We start from the raw sequence: 17,803 nt of genomic DNA, 5'->3' as shown, positions 1-17,803 counted from the left end.
CCGAGGTCAGGCCTTACAGGCCAAGGCTTTTGCGGATCACCGGCAAGCCGGGCTGCCCATCGAAGGTCGTGACTCCCGCGAGCCAGGTTTCCAGCACGCCGGGATTGCCCTTGAGGTATCTTTCCGCCGCCGCCGGGCCGTCCAAGCCGTCGCCTGTGATCATCTGCATCATCTGGTTTTCCAGCTCCACAGTGAATTTCAGATTGGCGATGAAGCGGGCTGCATTCGGGCATTGTTCGGCCCAGCCAGCCCGCACATTGGTGTTGACGACGGCCTTGCCATAGTCCGGCCCGAAGGTGTCGTCGCCGCCGGTAAGATAGCGGATCTTGAAGTTGACGTTCATGGGATGCGGCGCCCAGGCCAGGAAGACCATGTCGTCCTGGCGGGCAACGGCACCCTGGAGCTGGGCCAGCATGCCCTGCTCCGAGGATTCGACGACCTGGAAGCCCTTCAGGCCGTTCTTGTTCGCGTCGATCAGGCCTTGCACCAGGCGATTGCCGTTGTTGCCGGGTTCGATGCCGTAGATCTTGCCTTGCAGGCTGTCCCGGAACTTGGCGATGTCGGCGAAGTCGTGCAGTCCCTTGGCATAGGTGTATTCGGGTACGGCGAGGGTGTATTTCGCACCCACCGGCAGATTGGCGCCGATGACCGCGATCGACTTGTCTTCCAGATAGGGCTTACGGTCGTTCTCCATGCTCGGTTGCCAGTCGCCGAGGTAGACGTCGATATCCTTGGCCTTCATCGAGGCATAGGTGACCGGAATGGAGAGCACGGTCGTCTCGGGCCTATAGCCCAGTCCCTTGAGCATGACCGAGGCGATGGCGGTGGTCGAGGTGATGTCGGTCCAGCCGACATCGGAAAACCGCACCGCCCTGCAATTTTCCGGATCGGCCGCGAGGGCGGGTCCCGCCGCGCCCACCAGCAGCGCGGCCATGGCGAATATGGTGCCGATATGCTTCATTTTACCCCTCCTGGAGCCGATGAGGCTCTCTCCTGTCCTTGATCCGCTGCGCGAACACGGCACGCTGGGACCCCGGAACAGGGATGCAAGGGGATACAGGCATCGAGGGCGCGCGGGCCTCCAGCCAAGCACAGTACCTGCGTACCGCCTATGTGACTGCGGGCACCCTTGTTGATGCGGATGCGCCGCTGTTACCCTAAGGCGGGCCGTATCACTGGTGCCTCCTGGCGGTGACAGGGTCCTCGGTCGTCCGCCGGCGCGCGACGCGGACCCTCAGGGCCCGACGATCACCGGCATCTTCGTCGCCGGCGGCGTGTTGCGGCTGCGTTGGGTGCGCACCACGCCATCGATGACCGTCATGCCGATGCCAGGCAGGTCGCCGAGCTGGATGCTGTCCAGAAGGTCCTTGCCCGCCGAATGCTGGGCCTTGTCCATCAGCACGAAATCCGCAGCCCGGCCCACTTCGATCAATCCGCAGTCGAGCGAGCGCATGCGGGCGGTGTTGCCGGTGGCAAAGCACAGGGCGATCTCGGCCGGCACGTCGCCGAGCGAGGACAGCATCGAGACCATGCGCAGGATGCCGAGCGGCTGCACGCCCGATCCGGCCGGCGCGTCCGTGCCGAGGATGACGCGTTCGAGCTGGTTCATCTCGCGCGCGGTGCGCAGCGTGTAAAGGGCGGCCCGCTCATTGCCGTTATGCACCAGTTCGAGGCCACGGCCGCAGCCCTCGCAGATGCAGCGGATCTGGTCGAGGGGGAGGGCGGTATGGCCGCCATTGATGTGGCCGACGACGTCGGTGTCGGCTTCCAGCACGACGTCCTTGTCGATCAGGCCGGAGCCCGGAATCGAGGGGCCGCCGGTATGGATAGTCGACTGGATGCCATATTTGCGGGCCCAGCCCACCATCTTGCGTGCGGTGGGGCCGTCCTTGACGCCGCCGAGACCGACCTCGCCGAGCAGCTTGACGCCGGCGGCGGCGAGTTCCCTGAAATCGTCCTCCACCATGTCGGGTTCGATCACCGGTGCGCCGGCATGGATCTTCACGCCGCTGGGCCGGAAGGCGGAGAAGGTGCGCTGGGCGTAGATCGCCATCGCCTTGAGACCGACGACATCCCGGGGGCGCCCAGGTGTGTGCACCTCGCCGGCCGAGATCATGGTGGTGACGCCGCCATGGAGGTTGGATTCGATCCAGCCCAGCTGGTTCTGCCGCGGCGTCCAGTCGCCGGCGACGGGATGGACATGGCTGTCGATCAGGCCCGGGGTGACGGCGGTGCCGGAGGCGTCGATCACGCGGGTGGCACCGGAAAGGTCGATATCCTTCTCCCGGCCGATGGCGGCGATGCGTCCGCCGACCGCTACGATGGTATCGGCGTCGAGGATAGGATTGGCGATGTCGCCGCTCAAGATGAGGCCGATATTGCGAATGACGAGCTTGTCATTGGCCCCGCCGTCCCTAGCTTCCTCATGCGCCATGCTGTGCTCCTCCCGATGGTTTGAGATCGTTAGTCTACAAACAATTTTGAGCAGCTCAAGGGCCCATGGGGCGACGGGCCTGTCGATCGCCCACCACCGAAAGTGCCGCTTTGGCCGATGCCGGCGCAGGCGTATTCTAGCGGTATCCGCCTCGTCGGGCTTCGCCAGCGCGGTGCGATGCGGCTGGAGGGAAACGTCATGAGCGATCGGGCAAGCGTGGAAGAGCTGGTGCGCCGGGCCTATGAGCGGCGCAGTGCCGGCGATTTGGACGGCATCATGCAATGTTTCGGGTCGGATCCGAGCTTCCGGCTCGCTGGCGATGAGGTGCTGGGTGTCCTGACGACCGAGGTCCACGGGCAGGACAATTTGCGGCAGGCGATGCGCCGATTGGTGGAGGCCTGGGACTGGAAGGACTATCGGATCGACGCCATCCTGGTGGATGGCGATCGCATCGCCGTCCACGCCAAGGGCACCATGCTGTTCGTGCCGACCGGGCAGCGCTTCGATACGGAGACGCTGGACCTGTTGGAGATCGCCGACGGCAGGATCAAGCAGTTCCTGCAATTCTGCGATACCCATATGGCGGCCAAGGCAATGGGCTTGGCCGCCTGACTGTGCGCTTCGATGGGCGTCAGGCTACGGCATCGTGCCCGATCTCCGACTCGGTCACGACGCTGTCATTGATTGTTGATGCATCGTCTTCGCCGAAAGCCGGTACCCACCTTTCGGCACCATACTCTAGCGCGATGAAGCTGCGTCAGCCGGTCTCTTCGTCTTCCTTCGCCTCCTCGGCTGCGTCGATGGCTTCCTTGTTCAGGGTGACGCCGACGGTGTCGGGACGCTCCAGCGGCTCGGGCTTCATCAGGCGCTTGGAATTGACCAGGTCCATGCCGGCATAGATGCCACCCTGCTGCTGCGCCACGATGCGCCTTGCGTCGCGATCGCGCACATCCTCGATGATCTCCTCGGCCTCGACATTGTCGACACCGAGGGCTTCCAGGGTCGATCGTCCGAAGGCGAGGGCGCTCTCATAGGTCTCGCGCATATGGAAATCGACGCCGGCACTCAGCAGCGCCAGCACGTGCTGGCGGTCATAGGCGCGGGAATAGACCTCGGTGAGCGGAAACTCGGCCTTGACCATCTCGACGATCTTCACCGCCGTGGCGCGGTCGTCGATCGCAACGCAGATCACGCGGGCCTCGCCGGCACCGGCCGCGCGCAGCACGTCCAGCCGGCCGCCATCACCGAAATAGACCTTGGCACCGAAGCGGGCGGCGACGTCGATCATCTCGACATCCTTGTCGATGATGGTCGTCTCGATGTCGGCGGTGCGCAGGACCTGCGAGACGACCTGGCCGAAGCGGCCGAAGCCGATGACCAGAGCCTTGCCGTGCGCGTCGGAATAATCTTCCTCCCGGGTCAACTCGGCCGGGGCGAAGCGGGTGAGCAGTCGCTCGGAGCCGGCCGCGATCAAGGGGCCGAACAGCATGGTGAAGGCCGCCAATGCCTTGACGAAACCGGCCTGCTCGCCCTGGAGGAAGCCGTAGGACAGTCCGAGCGGGATCAGCACGAAAGCGAATTCGCCGGCCGGCGAGAGCAGGATGCCGGAGCGGATGGCATCGAGCTTGGTGGAGCCGGTGAGGCGGAAGACGGCGGCGACCGAGACGGACTTGACCAGGATGAGGCCGAGGGCGGCCACCACCAGGGCCAGCCAGTGCTGCAGCACCAGGGCGCCATTGATGTCCATGCCAACGCTCATGAAGAACAGGCCGAGCAGCAGCCCGCGGAAGGGCTCGATATCGGCCTCGAGCTCGTGGCGGAAATTCGATTCGGCCAGCAGCACGCCGGCGAGGAAGGCGCCAAGGGCCATCGACATGCCGGCCCACTGCATCAGGAGGGCAGTGCCGAGCACCAAAAGCAGGGCGGCGGCCGTCATCACCTCGCGGGCGTCGGTGGTGGCGAGGATGCGGAACAGCGGGTTGAGCAGATAACGCCCCGCCAGCACCACCACGGCGATCGAGCCGATCATGATGCCGGTGCGGGTCCAGCCGCCGCCCTCACTGGCCGCATGGGTAGCTTCGACAGCAAAAAGCGGGATCAAGGCCAGGATCGGCACCACCGACATGTCCTGGAACAGCAGGACCGCGAAGCTGCGCTGGCCATAGGGCGCCTGCAATTCGCCGCGCTCGCCCAGGACCTGCAGGGCGATGGCGGTGGCGGAGAGGGCAAGGGCAATTCCGGTGAGTGCCGCCCCCATCACCGACAGGCCGAGTGCATGGGCGATGCCGCCGATCACCAGGGCGCAGACCACGAGCTGCAGGCCGCCGAGGCCGAAAATATCCTTGCGCATCGCCAGCAGGCGCGAGAGCTGCAGCTCGAGCCCGATGACGAAGAGCAGGAGGACGATGCCGATCTCGCCGATATGCTGGATGGTGACGGTATCGGTGAACAGCGCGAAGCCGGAAGGGCCGATCGCCAAGCCGGCGATCAGGTAACCGAGGATAGCGCCGAAGCCGATGCGCTTGAAGATGGGAACCGCGACGACGGCGGCGCCGAGGAAAAGCAGAAGGCTGGGGAGAAAACTGGCGTTGGAATGTTCCATGAGCCTTCATGCAATTGGAGAGCGGCGAGGTCAATTCCCTTGGGACGCCAGGCACTCGAGAACGCGAATGGCCGGGCTGGGAGACCGCGGAAAGAGACGGGCGTCTTCCAGATTTATTGCTCCGGCGGCCCGGTTCAAGGGCGCCCTTCGACAAGCATGATCCAGGCAAACAAAAAGGGCGGCGCTTGCGCACCGCCCTTCGAGATTCTCACGAGGAGACCGGACTTAGAAGTCCATGCCGCCCCTCAAGTCCGGCATGCCGGACGTGAGCATGTTTCGCTTTTGGGCGAAGGGACTTCTTAGAAGTCCATGCCGCCCATGCCACCGCCCGGCATTGCCGGAGCCGCAGCGGCCTTGTCCTTCGGCGCTTCGCCGATCATCGCTTCCGTGGTGATCAGGAGCGAAGCCACCGAAGCGGCGTCCTGCAACGCGGTGCGCACGACCTTGGCCGGATCGACGATGCCCTTCTCGAGCAGGTCGACATATTCCTCGTTCTGCGCGTCGAAACCGAAGGTCTTCGACTTGTTCTCGAGGATCTTGCCGACGACGATCGAGCCTTCGACGCCCGAGTTCTCGCAGATCTGCCGGATCGGGGCTTCGAGAGCCTTCTCGACGATCTTGATGCCGGCGCGGATGTCCGAGTTGTCGGAGGAGAGCTTGGCGACCGCAGCCTTGGCGCGGAGCAGAGCCGTGCCGCCGCCGGGGACGATGCCTTCCTGAACGGCCGCGCGGGTGGCGTTCAGAGCGTCGTCAACGCGATCCTTCTTCTCCTTGACTTCCACTTCGGTGGAACCACCGACGCGGATGACGGCAACGCCGCCGGCGAGCTTGGCCAGACGCTCCTGGAGCTTCTCGCGGTCGTAGTCGGAGGTGGTCTCTTCGATCTGAGCCTTGATCTGGGAGACGCGGCCTTCGATGTCCTTCTTCTTGCCGGCGCCGTCGACGATCGTGGTCTTCTCCTTCTCGATCGACACCTTCTTGGCGCGGCCGAGCATCTGGAGGGTCACGGTCTCGAGCTTGATGCCGAGGTCGTCGGAGATCACCTGGCCGCCCGTGAGGATGGCGATGTCTTCCAGCATGGCCTTGCGGCGATCGCCGAAGCCCGGAGCCTTGACGGCAGCGATCTTCAGGCCGCCACGCAGCTTGTTGACGACGAGGGTGGCGAGGGCTTCGCCTTCGACGTCTTCAGCGACGATGAGCAGGGGCTTGCCGGTCTGCACGACGGCTTCGAGCACCGGCAGCATGGCCTGAAGGCCCGAGAGCTTCTTCTCGTGGATGAGGATGTAGGGATCCTCGAGGTCCGCGATCATCTTCTCGGCATTGGTGATGAAGTAGGGCGACAGGTAGCCGCGGTCGAACTGCATGCCTTCGACGATGTCGACTTCGGTGTCGAGGCTCTTGGCCTCTTCGACCGTGATCACGCCTTCATTGCCGACCTTCTGCATGGCCTTGGCGATTTCGCCGCCGATGAAGGCGTCGCCATTGGCCGAGATGGTGCCGACCTGGGCGATCTCGGAGGAGTTCGCGACCTTCTTGGAACGGTCGGCGATGTCCTTGACGGCAGCCTGGACAGCCAGGTCGATACCGCGCTTGAGGTCCATCGGGTTCATGCCGGCGGCAACCGCCTTGGCGCCTTCGCGAACGATGGCCTGGGCGAGAACCGTAGCGGTGGTGGTGCCGTCACCGGCGGTGTCGTTGGTCTTGGAAGCGACCTCACGCACCATCTGGGCGCCCATGTTCTCGAACTTGTCGGCAAGTTCGATTTCCTTGGCGACGGTAACGCCGTCCTTGGTGATGCGGGGCGCGCCGAACGACTTCTCGATCACGACATTGCGGCCCTTCGGGCCCAGCGTGACCTTGACGGCATTGGCGAGAATGTCGACGCCGCGCAGCATCTTGTCGCGCGCGTCGGTAGAGAATTTGACTTCCTTGGCAGCCATGTGGGTGTCCTCAGAATGAATGGGGAGAATGGTAGCTGCCGATTAGGCAACGATACCCATGATGTCGGATTCCTTCATGATGAGGTAATCCTCACCATCGAGCTTGATCTCGGTGCCGGACCACTTGCCGAACAGGACGCGATCACCAGCCTTGACATCGAGGGGGGTGAGCTTGCCGGCTTCGTCGCGGCCACCCGGGCCGACGGCGATGACCTTGCCCTCCTGGGGCTTTTCCTTGGCAGTGTCGGGGATGATGATGCCGCCCTTGGTCTTTTCTTCGGCATCGACGCGCTGGACGACCACGCGGTCGTGGAGCGGACGGAACTTCATGGTTGTCTTCCTCTTGTGCGAGGGGCGGGGCCCCTTGGTCCACATCGAAGGGATTTTATGATAGACCGTTAGCACTCAGCAATGGTGAGTGCTAACGACTGACCGGGATTTAGTCAGCCCCCTGCGGACTGTCAAGGAGCGCCCCTGCAAACAATTTCGACCAAAGTGAATTTGGTGAATGGGACGGGGGACGAATCCCGGCCGGTCCTCAGGCCGGGCGGGCCCGCGGAGCGCTGAAGGTGGCGAAGAGACAGGCTGCCATGATCAGCGTAGCGCCCGCGAGCGTCCAGTTCGTCGGCACTTCGGCGAAGAGATAATAGCCGAAGATCATCGCCCAGACGAAGGCGGTATATTCCATGATGCCGAGCCGCGCGGCATGGCCACGCGCATAGGCCCAGGCGAGACACAGATGCCCGAATGTGCCGAACAGGCCCACCGTGGCCGTGATCGCCCAATGCTCGAGCGTGACCGGTTGCCATTGCCACAGCCCGGCCGGCAATACGAACAGGAAGGCGAAACAATTGGAGAGCATCACGATGGTCAGGGTCGAATCCTGGCTCGACTGCTGGCGCATCAGCACCATCGACAGGGCATAGAAGAAGGCGCAGCCGAGTGCCGCCAACAGGCCGATCACGTCGAAGGCATGGGCCTGGCTGGCCTCCTGGCCACGGGCGATCACCAGCACGCCGGCAAAGCCGACCAGGATGGCGACCAGCGCCCGCACGGCGATCGGCTCCTTCAGGATGATGCGCCCCAGCAGTGCCATCAGCAACGGGGCGAGGAAGGTGAGGGTGATCGCCTCGACCAGCGGCAGCCGCGAAATTGCCGTGAAGAAGCAGGCCGCCGTCGCCAGCACCACCACGGCGCGCAGGGCGTTGCGCCTGAAGGCGGCCGGACTCGGCCAGCCCTTGGCGAAGAGGAGATAGATCACCAAGGCGATCACGGCCCCGGCGCCATAGCGCATGGTGATGGCCTGCATGAGGGGATAGGTGGTCGAGATCACCTTCATGCCGGTGTCGAGAAAGGCCAGGAAGGTCACCCCCAGTCCCGACATCAGGATGGGACGCAGCGAAGCCTCGTTCCTCATGGCCGCACCGGCCCTCGGAGTTTTGCCGGGGCGCTGGGCCCGGCGGCGCCATCCCTCTCGCGGGCTTCACGGGTCTCGATATCGGGGAGGAACACGGGGTAGCCGCTGTGTATCAGGAAATCTTGTTTCCTTTCATTAATAAGGATGGGGGTGAATCGTCCATCGGGCGTCGAAAATATTTCTTTGTCCTCGACCCGTTCGCACTCCTGCCGGAAGCACTTTCCAGCAATCGGAGGAAGACGGCCGGGCACCTTTGCCTTAGTTTTGCGTCGTGAGGTTGCGTTGCGTGCGAAAGCGCAGGGACCCGCGACCAATCGCCGTCTTTACTGTCCATCATGGTGCATCGGCCCGAAATCCGGGTTATGACTGATCCAGATTGGAAGAATTCGAAGCGAGCAACGGTCTCTCGGGGCCGGTGTCGCCGGATATTGACCATCGCCGGCCAGGGCCGGCCGAAGGCGAGTTTGGGTTGAAATGATGAACTATACTGCGATTTTCGAAACGGCTGTCGACGCTCTCCGGCGCGAGAAGCGCTATCGTGTCTTCGCCGACATCGAACGGATCGCGGGGCGCTTTCCCCATGCCCTCTGGCATGCGCCCGATGGTCCGCGCGAGATCGTGGTGTGGTGCTCGAACGATTATCTCGGCATGGGCCAGCATCCCGCCTCGATCGCGGCGATGGTGGAAGCCGCCCAGCAGCTCGGCGTCGGCGCCGGTGGCACGCGCAACATCTCGGGCAACAGCCATCAGGTGGTGATGTTGGAGCAGGAGCTTGCCGATCTCCACGGCAAGCCGGCGGCCCTCGTCTTCACCTCCGGCTATGTGTCCAACCAGACCGGCATCTCCACCATCGGCAAGCTGCTGCCCGACGGCCTGATCCTGTCCGACCAGCTCAACCACAATTCGATGATCGAGGGTGTGCGGCAATCGGGCCGCGAGAAGGTGATCTTCCGCCACAACGATCTCGATCATCTCGAGGAGCTCCTGCGCAAGGCCGGCAAGGAGCGTCCCAAGCTGATCGCCTTCGAGAGCGTCTATTCCATGGATGGCGACATCGCGCCGATCGGGCGGATCTGCGATCTGGCCGAACGCTACAACGCCATGACCTATCTCGACGAAGTCCATGCCGTCGGCATGTATGGCGCGCGGGGCGGCGGCATCGCCGAGCGTGACGGCGAGATGGCACGCGTCGACGTGATCGAAGGCACGCTCGCCAAGGCTTTCGGCACGCTGGGCGGCTATATCGCCGCCAACACACCCATCGTCGATGCCGTGCGCTCGCATGCGCCGGGCTTCATCTTCACCTCGGCGCTGCCGCCGGCGGTGGCGGCGGCGGCCCAGGCCTCGGTCCGCCACCTCAAGACCTCGCAGAGCGAGCGCGCGGCCCAGCAGGCCAATGCGGCCCGCACCAAGGCGGCGCTTGCGGATGCCGGCTTGCCGGTGACGATCTCGCAAACCCATATCGTGCCGGTGATCGTCGGCGATGCCGAACGCTGCAAGGCCGCCAGTGACATGCTGCTCGCCGAGCACGGCATCTATATCCAGCCGATCAACTACCCCACCGTGCCACGCGGCACCGAGCGCCTGCGCATCACGCCGACGCCTTTCCATGACGAAGCCTTGATCGCCGAACTGACGAAGGCGCTGGTGGCGGTGTGGCGCAAGCTCGACCTGCCCTTCCGGCTGCGGGCCGCCGCGGAATAAGCCGGCCTCCGGTACGCAATTGCAGTTCGCCGAGGCGTCTTCGAGTTCGCACGACCATGTCATAGCCGGGCTTGACCCGGCTATCCAGAAGCCGCACGCGCAACCGGCCGCGAGGGCTGGATTGCCGGGTCACGCCCGGCAATGACAAATCGGAGCGTTTCTTCCTCAAGTGAAATGCGTTGTCTCCGAAATTCGGCTTCTCGTCATGCGAACCGCGTGAAGCACGCCGGCGTGTTGCGGGCGCGTGGTGGCGCTTGCGACGGCGGCATGGGCCGAGACGGGACAGGCCCCAAAACAGGCCGCAGCGGTAACCATGATTGCTAGCCGAAAAGTTACCATATTTCGGGAATGGCGCGCCTTGTGGCCCGAAATCAACGGCTCTGCCTTTTGATTCAATCTTTGTTGGCGATTTACGCACAAACGTTTCGTTACGGCTTCCGGGGGGACTGGGGCCGATCGTTCCGGCATTTGTTGACGTGAGTATCCATGCGCGTACTGGGCCTGCCAGCCATTCTCGTCGCCTGTCTCGCTCTTGCGAGTTGCAGTGCCATCAGCGGCGATCCTGACCGGCCCATCCGGCCGCCGGAGACCACGGGCTCGGTCGCTTCCTCCATTCCGGCACCGCCGGAGCCGGAACCGATCCAGCAGCCTCTGCCCGAGGGCGTGCCGCCGGACACGGTAGCCATGGTGCCGCCGCCGATTTCCAAGCCGCCACTGCGGCCAGTCGCGTTACCCGCCGAGCCGGTGGCGGCGGTCATGGCGGCGCCGATGGTCAGGTCGGGTCCGCGCGAGCGCATCTATGGCCGCCGCTTCCGGGATGCCAAGCCGATCAATTTCGGCAGGGCTTCGCCGCGCGCCTTTGCGGTCCATGGCGTCGACGTCTCACGTTGGCAGGGCGACATCGACTGGCAGACTTTGCGCCAGCAGGGCGCCAACTTCGTCTTCATCAAGGCCACCGACGGTGGCGACCATCTCGATCCCCTATTCAAGCGCAATTGGCGCGGCGCGCATGAGGCGGGCCTGCGTCGCGGCGCCTATCACTTCTTCTATTGGTGCCGCAGCGGCGCCGAGCAGGCACGCTGGTTCATCCGTAACGTGCCGCGCATCCCGGGAGCGCTGCCGCCGGTGCTCGATGTCGAATGGAACGCGGATTCGGCCTGCAAGCGGCGACCTTCGCCCAGCAACATCCGCGATAACATGCAGGCCTTCCTGACCATTGTCGAAAGACATTACGGCCAAAGGCCTATCATCTACACGGCGCCCGGCTTCTACCACGACAATCTGGAAGGGGCTTTTCTCGATTACCCGTTCTGGCTGCGCTCCGTCGCCCGCCATCCTTCCCAGGTGTTCGAGGGCAGAAAGTGGGTGTTCTGGCAATATTCAGGCTCGGGCCTTTCGCAGGGCGTGGGCGAGAAGATCGACCTCAACGTCTTCAATGGCAGCGCCGAGGCCTGGTATCGCTGGCTCGGGATGAATGCGGACGGGGGTGGTGCAGGCCAGGATCGGTATGCGTCGCGATAATAGCTAACAATTTCAATAGACTTTGACGCCGGTGCCCAAATGATGAATCGTCGACTCGATCGGATTTCGAGTCGATGGATCTTCCAATGCGCATCATCCTCGCCGCCTTTTCCGCCTGCTTCCTGGTTTTCGCCTCGCTCGGCGCGGTCCTGGCGGCTGAGCGCTGGGAGACGCTGCCGCCGACGCCGGCGCCCGTCGCCAAAGGCAGCTTTGCCGACATCAACGGCATCAAGCTTTATTACGCGACCCTCGGCAAGGGAGCGCCGGTCGTGCTGCTGCATGGCGGCCTCGGCAATTCCGACTATTGGGGCCTGCAGGCCAAGGCCCTGGCACGCCGTCATAAGGTGATCCTCGTCGACAGCCGCGGCCATGGCCGCTCGAGCCGGGACACCAAGCCCTACGGCTATGATCTGATGGCCGACGACGTCGTCGCCCTGCTCGACAAGCTCAAGATCAGACAAGCCGACATCGTCGGTTGGAGTGACGGTGCCATTCTCGGTATCGATCTGGCCATCCGCCATCCCGATCGTGTCAACAAGGTCTTCGCCTTTGCGGCCAACACCGTGACGTCAGGCGTCAAGGACGGAGTCGACAAGAATCCAACCTTCGCCGCCTATATCGAACGGGCCGGCAAGGAATATGCCAAGCTGTCGCCAACACCGAAGGAGTATGAGGCCTTTGTCGGGCAGATCAGCCAGATGTGGGCGACACAGCCAAGCTGGACCGATGTGCAGCTCAAGGCGATCAAGACACCGGTGCTGGTGGTCGATGGCGATCATGACGAGGCGATCAAGCGCGAGCATACCGAATATATCGCCGCCACCATTCCCGGCGCCGGCCTTCTGATCCTGCCCAATGCCAGCCATTTCGCCTTCCTGCAGGATCCGGCCTTGTTCAATGCGGCGCTGCTGGGTTTCCTCGACGGCAAATGAGCACGGGCTGGCAAGGCCCGACGCCGACTATCCATGGGCGAGGAGACGGAATGTCGATCGATCGTCGTGATCGGGGGAATGCGCCGACTCCCCGCTAGGTTCGACGGTCCGGATCGAACCGGTGAAGGTAACCCGCGAAAACGTCCACCGAGGCAGCCCGCGCGATCTGCGGCAGCAGGCGGCCGATCTCGCCGCGGTGATAGCCGCCATGCGTGACGACATGCGCCAGCATTTCCTCGCGTGACATGCGTCCGGGCTGTCCGTCCGTAAACCTGAAACGAATGGGTGCCTGCAACTCCTCCGCCGACAGGCCGGCGACATAGTCGATATAGGCTCTGTCCGTCCGGCGAATATCTGCGGAGAGAGGCTGCAGCGACGGCAGATTGTTTGGCTCGTTGTTGTCATAGCCATGGCTGAACCCCTGAAGATGCGCCATGAAGATGCGATCGACGATGTGAGCGTGATTGAGAATGCGCAGCGCAGGGCCGAAATCAGAGGGCGGGCCGGCGCGCTCCAGCTCGATCATCGCATCCAGCAGGAGATCGTCGGCCCAGGCCTTGTAGCCATACAGCGAAGTCAGAAGCGACTGGGCGCCCATGCGCTCTCTCCATCTTGCTCGGTTGACGCAGACTTGCATCGCCGCTGTATTCGCGCAAATTCGAATTCCGGGCTCGCGAATAAGCAGATGTTATGGCTCTTCCGATCAATCTGAGACAGGTCGAGGCCTTCAGGGCGGTCATGCGCACCGGCCGGATGACCCTGGCGGCGGAGCTGATGTCGGTGACGCAGCCGGCCGTCAGTCGCCTGATCGCCGATCTGGAGCGCGCCACCGGTCTCACATTGTTCGAGCGCAGGAGCAATCAGATCAGGCCGACCCGTGCGGCGATCGATCTGATGCGAGAGGTGGAACGCTCCTTCGTCGGCCTGGACCGGATCGCTTTGCTCGCCCAGGAGATCGGGCGGCATTCGGCCGGAACCTTGCGGATTGCTGCCATGCCCGCTCTGGGCAATGGACTGCTGCCGCGCTTCCTGGCCCGCTTCCTGCGCGATAAGCCGGGCCTGAACGTGTCCCTGGATACGCTGCCTTCCGCCATGGTCATCGAGGCGGTGGCTATCGGCCAGGCCGATATCGGCTATGCGGATGAACCGCTGGACAGGAGCGGCTTCCTCGTCGAGGCCTATCCTGCCGCCGCGCTTGTCGCGCTGCCGGCGCGCCACCCTCTGGCCGGCAAGACCGTCATCGCACCCGGCGATCTTGCCGGCGAACGCGTCATCAACCTGGATCCCGGCACATTGTTTGCGATGCGGGTTGAATTGGCGCTGGCCGGCGTGCCGCGCCTTGCCGCGCTTGAAACAAGGCTCTCCTACACGGCCCTCACCTTGGTGGTCGAAGGTGCGGGCATCGTCTTGGTCGATCCGGCATCGGCGAGTGAGTTCGCGGGGCGGGGCATCGTCTTTCGCCCCTTCAGCATTTTCATCGATGCCGGTTTCCAGATGATCCGCTCGGCAAGCCAGGTGCGTCTCGAGGTGGCGGAGCGCTTTGCCAGCGAGTTCGATGCTTATCTGAAGGAGCACCTCGGCGAGATGCTTCAGCCCGAGCGATAGGGCAATCGGTACCTCTCAATAGGCGAGACGGCCCCGTAGATCGTCGAACGGAATCATCACATGCTGCCGATATGGCGTGCGCGCCATGAGACGCTCGTACCACGCCTGCACATTGGGAATGTGAGGACGCGAAATATCGAGGTTGAAATAGCGATAGAGCGCGGTGCCGACGGCGATGTCTGCCAGGCTGAGATCGTCGCCCAGCATATGGCATCTGCCTTCCAGCCAGCGATCGAGCAGGAGGAAATGGGTGCTGCAGCATTCGATGCCGCGACGGATGCGCGGCCAGTCCCTTTGGGCTTCCGGCGTGCGGTAGAAGCCCCAGAACACGTCGGAGAGGAAGGCAGGCTGCAGCGCCGTCTGCGACCAGTCCATCCAGCGTTCGAATTGGGAGCGCTCGCCGGCATCGTCAGGCCAGAAACGCCCGGCGCCGAAGCGGGCGGCGAGGTAGCGCAGGATCGTGTGCGATTCCCACACGATGACGCCGGCATCGTCAATGACCGGCACCCGGCCATGGGGGTTGAGCGCCAGGAATTCGGGTGTATCGAGGCCGCCGAAATCGCCGCCCGCAGGAATATGGTCATGGGCGATGCCGAGTTCGCCGACCAGCCACATCACCTTCTGGACGTTGAAGGAATTTCGGCGTCCCCAGATCTTCAGCATGCCGGGCAGCCCTTGATGTCAAAAGGGCGCGAACCGGCATGGTCGCGCCCCGTCATTCGATTGCAAGCCGGATCCAACTCTCTGTTTTTACGCATTTTCTCAATCGAAAAGTCTGTCAGCTTTTCTGGAAAACGCTTTTGCGAGGCGGAAAGTCTCAGCCCTCGCCGGAGATTCGCTCGATCTGGGCGCCGCAGGCTGCAAGCTTGCGTTCCAGGTTCTCGAAGCCGCGGTCGAGATGGTAGATGCGATTGACGACGGTGTCGCCCTGGGCGGCGAGGCCCGCGATCACCAGCGACACCGAGGCGCGCAGATCGGTCGCCATCACCGGCGCGCCCTTGAGGGTCGAGACCCCCTCGACGATCGCCGTCTGGCCATCGAGATGGATATGGGCGCCGAGGCGGGCCAATTCCTGCACGTGCATGAAACGGTTCTCGAAGATCGTTTCGGTGATGCGCGACTTGCCCTTGGCCTTGGTCATCAGGCCCATCAACTGGGCCTGCAGGTCGGTGGGGAAGCCCGGGAAGGGCTCGGTGGTCACGGCGACCGGATCGATGCCATGGCCGTTGCGGCGCACGCGGATGCCTTCATTGGTGGCGGCGATCTCGGCGCCGGCCTCGCGCAGCACGTCGAGCGCATTCTCGAACAGTTCGGGCTGGGCGCCTTCCAGCATGACGTCGCCGCCGGCCATCGCCACGCACATGGCATAGGTGCCGGCCTCGATACGGTCGGAGATCACGCGGTGATGCGCACCCTGCAGGCGGCTGACGCCTGATATCTCGATGGTGGAGGTGCCGGCGCCCTTGATCTTGGCGCCCATCTTGATCAGGCAGTCGGCGACATCGACGATCTCGGGCTCGCGCGCCGCATTGTGGATGACGGTGGTGCCCTCGGCGAGCGTCGCGGCCATCAGCGCGACATGGGTGCCGCCCACGGTGACCTTGGGAAAGTCGATCTCGGCGCCCTTCAGGCCGTTCTTCGCCTCGGCGACGGCGTAACCGTTCTCGATGTCGATCTTGGCACCGAGCCGTTCCATCGCCATCAGCAGGAAGTCGACCGGGCGCGTGCCGATGGCGCAGCCGCCGGGCAGGGAGACGCGGGCATGGCCCATGCGGGCGAGCAGCGGGCCGAGCACCCAGAAGCTGGCGCGCATGCGCGAGACCAGTTCGTAGGGTGCGGTGGTATCGACGATGGAGCGCGCATCGAGACGCACCGTCTGGCCGGTCAGTTCCAGCTCGCCCGGGCGCTTGCCGGCAATGGTGACGTCGAGGCCGTGATTGCCGAGGATGCGGGCAAGCAGGGCGACGTCGGCCAGGCGTGGCACATTGGTGAGGGTGAGCACGTCTTCGGAGAGCAGGCTCGCGATCATCAGCGGCAGGGCAGCGTTCTTGGCGCCGGAAATCGGAATGACGCCGTGGAGCGGCGCGCCGCCGGTGATCTTGATTCGATCCATGGTCGATCCTTCGGAATGGCTTCGGCCTCGCCCGTGATCGGCGCAGTGGCGGCCGGGAGGCAAGCAGTCGAGCAGCGTAAGAGATAAGGTTAACCGGTTTGAGTAAACGAAGCGCAAAGGCCGGACAAGGGCGAAGCCCGGGCAGAATCGCGGCAGGGCCTATTCGCTGTCGTCCTGTGGCATTTTCGCATCGCCGTCGGCAATTTCCCGGCCTTCGCCCGATAATGTATCGCGCCCGGCGTCACGCCCGCGCGACTGGCTCTTGCGCCGGCCGAGATTGGCGCGCAGGGCCTTGGCCAGGCGCTCGGCCCGCTTTTCGGCCTCGGTTTTCACGGGTGTTTTCATCAAATGACGACTTTATGCAGCAACCGGCTTGCGCCGGCGCCTCCCTTGTGGCACTAGAGCGCCGCGCCGGGCAAGTCCTTCGGCAGAAGCTGCAGTAGCTCAGTGGTAGAGCACTCCCTTGGTAAGGGAGAGGTCGAGAGTTCAATCCTCTCTTGCAGCACCATCTCAATTCCTGAAATTTCTGATCGCTCAAGCCGTCGTTCAGGCGATTTGCGCTGTGCATTCAAGCATCTGTCCTTGATACGGCTCTCCGAAAGCCGCAGGCCCCCGCTGCATCCGAGACCTTTCGGTCAGGCGGATTCGCTGGGGATGTCTTTGGGCGATGGGCAGGACGGCCAAAAGAAACGGGCCGGAGATCCGGCCCGTAAACATCTTCCTATGGCTTGGCGAACGCCGATCCTGCCTCAAATCTCGGGGCGAACCAGTGTCTTGGCCGGTGGCCGCAGGTCGTAGATCGCTTCCAGCTCTGCCAGCATGTCCGGCAGGGACTTCGCGCCGGTGGCGGGAGAGGGCACTTCCTCGGTCACGTCGCCGTTGCGGATATGCTCCTGCCATTGGGCTTCGCTCATCTGGCCGGAAAGATAGCAGGCGCGAAGAAGATTGGCTTGTTCGGTAGTCATTGCAATCGATTGGCTGAAAGGGAAACGGATATCGCCATGATAAAGCGAGGCGTCGCGTGGCCAAGTCAGCAATTAGGCGTTGGCCTGCGCCGAAAGAACTAGTCTGGAGGGAGTACGCCTCGCCCGGGGCCATGATGAGGCCGCATCAAGGAAAGTCTGTGATGCCAGGCGCGATGGCGGCGAGGCGAAGGGCGGTCCCGAATCAGGAGACGGCCCGACTATGCCCGCTCAGGCGAGCGCGGCAGGACGTATGGCGATGGCGGGAAGGCGAGTTTCGATTTTTTCGGGCGCGGTTGAAGTTGCTGATGTGGTTGACGTTGCGTTAATCTTCCGCTCGTTCAAGACAAACCAGCGATGAGCAATTAAAATTACGAGAGCTACAATAAGGTCGAGGACGATCATGCTGAGCATGGTCGAATTAAAAAAATAACTGAACCAGTCGCTGGAAATCTGAGCGTTTTGCGAAATATCTGTCATTCCCTGGTTGAACTCCAGTTCACCTACAGCGCCCCGCCGCCCGGTAGCCTTACGCTAGGGATGATTAGGTTGCACAAACGTTAACGCATGTCT

At 63.5% G+C, this 17,803-nt stretch carries 17 protein-coding genes and 1 tRNA gene; 6 read left to right on the top strand and 12 right to left on the bottom strand.

Going from position 1 to position 17,803, the window contains the following annotated elements; all coding sequences use genetic code 11:
- Positions 1–13: 13 nt before the first annotated feature.
- Together ABXS05_RS19900 and ABXS05_RS19895 are read right to left on the bottom strand one after the other, a co-directional pair.
- Positions 14–961 (bottom strand): choline ABC transporter substrate-binding protein, encoded by a 948-nt coding sequence (locus ABXS05_RS19900; protein WP_367625144.1) that lies wholly within the window; start codon positions 959–961, stop codon positions 14–16.
- 273 nt (positions 962–1,234) lie between these two features.
- Positions 1,235–2,434, bottom strand: coding sequence for an amidohydrolase family protein (locus ABXS05_RS19895; protein WP_367625143.1), 1,200 nt, complete (start codon positions 2,432–2,434; stop codon positions 1,235–1,237).
- A 198-nt stretch (positions 2,435–2,632) separates the two neighbouring features.
- Between ABXS05_RS19895 and ABXS05_RS19890 the strand changes: the two genes are divergently transcribed.
- Positions 2,633–3,046: a nuclear transport factor 2 family protein gene (locus ABXS05_RS19890; protein ID WP_367625142.1), complete on the top strand. Its 414-nt coding sequence runs from the start codon at positions 2,633–2,635 to the stop codon at positions 3,044–3,046.
- Between the two features lie 145 nt (positions 3,047–3,191).
- Here ABXS05_RS19890 and ABXS05_RS19885 read toward each other — a convergent pair whose 3' ends face one another.
- The 4 genes from ABXS05_RS19885 to ABXS05_RS19870 all read right to left on the bottom strand — a co-directional run bounded on the left by ABXS05_RS19885 (position 3,192) and on the right by ABXS05_RS19870 (position 8,393).
- A complete protein-coding gene (locus tag ABXS05_RS19885; RefSeq protein WP_311942637.1) occupies positions 3,192–5,036 on the bottom strand; it encodes a monovalent cation:proton antiporter-2 (CPA2) family protein in 1,845 nt (614 codons plus the stop codon).
- A 299-nt stretch (positions 5,037–5,335) separates the two neighbouring features.
- On the bottom strand, positions 5,336–6,976 hold the full coding sequence (gene groL, locus ABXS05_RS19880; protein WP_311942635.1) for a chaperonin GroEL: 1,641 nt from the start codon (positions 6,974–6,976) through the stop codon (positions 5,336–5,338).
- A 42-nt stretch (positions 6,977–7,018) separates the two neighbouring features.
- Positions 7,019–7,306: a co-chaperone GroES gene (groES, locus tag ABXS05_RS19875; RefSeq protein ID WP_311942632.1), complete on the bottom strand. Its 288-nt coding sequence runs from the start codon at positions 7,304–7,306 to the stop codon at positions 7,019–7,021.
- A 208-nt stretch (positions 7,307–7,514) separates the two neighbouring features.
- Positions 7,515–8,393: a DMT family transporter gene (locus tag ABXS05_RS19870; RefSeq protein WP_367625141.1), complete on the bottom strand. Its 879-nt coding sequence runs from the start codon at positions 8,391–8,393 to the stop codon at positions 7,515–7,517.
- 477 nt (positions 8,394–8,870) lie between these two features.
- Here ABXS05_RS19870 and hemA point away from each other — a divergent pair, with 477 nt between their 5' ends.
- From hemA to ABXS05_RS19855, 3 genes are all read left to right on the top strand, one after another.
- Positions 8,871–10,097 (top strand): 5-aminolevulinate synthase, encoded by a 1,227-nt coding sequence (hemA, locus tag ABXS05_RS19865; protein WP_311942977.1) that lies wholly within the window; start codon positions 8,871–8,873, stop codon positions 10,095–10,097.
- Between the two features lie 486 nt (positions 10,098–10,583).
- A complete protein-coding gene (locus ABXS05_RS19860) occupies positions 10,584–11,618 on the top strand; it encodes a glycoside hydrolase family 25 protein (RefSeq protein WP_311942627.1) in 1,035 nt (344 codons plus the stop codon).
- Positions 11,619–11,692: 74 nt separating this feature from the next.
- Positions 11,693–12,550, top strand: coding sequence for an alpha/beta fold hydrolase (locus tag ABXS05_RS19855; RefSeq protein ID WP_367625140.1), 858 nt, complete (start codon positions 11,693–11,695; stop codon positions 12,548–12,550).
- Between the two features lie 94 nt (positions 12,551–12,644).
- Here ABXS05_RS19855 and ABXS05_RS19850 read toward each other — a convergent pair whose 3' ends face one another.
- On the bottom strand, positions 12,645–13,148 hold the full coding sequence (locus ABXS05_RS19850; protein WP_367625139.1) for a DinB family protein: 504 nt from the start codon (positions 13,146–13,148) through the stop codon (positions 12,645–12,647).
- Positions 13,149–13,240: 92 nt separating this feature from the next.
- Between ABXS05_RS19850 and ABXS05_RS19845 the strand changes: the two genes are divergently transcribed.
- On the top strand, positions 13,241–14,155 hold the full coding sequence (locus tag ABXS05_RS19845; RefSeq protein ID WP_367625138.1) for a LysR substrate-binding domain-containing protein: 915 nt from the start codon (positions 13,241–13,243) through the stop codon (positions 14,153–14,155).
- 15 nt (positions 14,156–14,170) lie between these two features.
- Here ABXS05_RS19845 and ABXS05_RS19840 read toward each other — a convergent pair whose 3' ends face one another.
- The 3 genes from ABXS05_RS19840 to ABXS05_RS19830 all read right to left on the bottom strand — a co-directional run bounded on the left by ABXS05_RS19840 (position 14,171) and on the right by ABXS05_RS19830 (position 16,601).
- A complete protein-coding gene (locus ABXS05_RS19840; RefSeq protein WP_311942614.1) occupies positions 14,171–14,818 on the bottom strand; it encodes a glutathione S-transferase family protein in 648 nt (215 codons plus the stop codon).
- A 154-nt stretch (positions 14,819–14,972) separates the two neighbouring features.
- Positions 14,973–16,268, bottom strand: a complete 1,296-nt coding sequence (gene murA / locus ABXS05_RS19835) for a UDP-N-acetylglucosamine 1-carboxyvinyltransferase (protein WP_311942611.1) — start codon at positions 16,266–16,268, stop codon at positions 14,973–14,975.
- Positions 16,269–16,427: 159 nt separating this feature from the next.
- On the bottom strand, positions 16,428–16,601 hold the full coding sequence (locus ABXS05_RS19830; RefSeq protein WP_437178680.1) for a hypothetical protein: 174 nt from the start codon (positions 16,599–16,601) through the stop codon (positions 16,428–16,430).
- 100 nt (positions 16,602–16,701) lie between these two features.
- On the opposite strand from ABXS05_RS19830, the gene ABXS05_RS19825 reads away from it, so the two are divergent.
- Positions 16,702–16,776 (top strand) — tRNA-Thr (locus ABXS05_RS19825).
- Between the two features lie 241 nt (positions 16,777–17,017).
- Here the strand turns inward: ABXS05_RS19825 and ABXS05_RS19820 are convergent.
- Together ABXS05_RS19820 and ABXS05_RS19815 are read right to left on the bottom strand one after the other, a co-directional pair.
- Positions 17,018–17,233: a hypothetical protein gene (locus tag ABXS05_RS19820; RefSeq protein WP_367625136.1), complete on the bottom strand. Its 216-nt coding sequence runs from the start codon at positions 17,231–17,233 to the stop codon at positions 17,018–17,020.
- A 228-nt stretch (positions 17,234–17,461) separates the two neighbouring features.
- On the bottom strand, positions 17,462–17,710 hold the full coding sequence (locus tag ABXS05_RS19815) for a hypothetical protein (RefSeq protein WP_311942602.1): 249 nt from the start codon (positions 17,708–17,710) through the stop codon (positions 17,462–17,464).
- Positions 17,711–17,803: the final 93 nt, after the last annotated feature.

It is taken from the genome of Labrys neptuniae, from assembly GCF_040797145.1.
GTDB lineage: Bacteria > Pseudomonadota > Alphaproteobacteria > Rhizobiales > Labraceae > Labrys > Labrys neptuniae.
The sequence above is the reverse complement of the archived record's forward strand: the minus strand, read 5'-3'. Positions and strand labels throughout refer to the sequence as shown.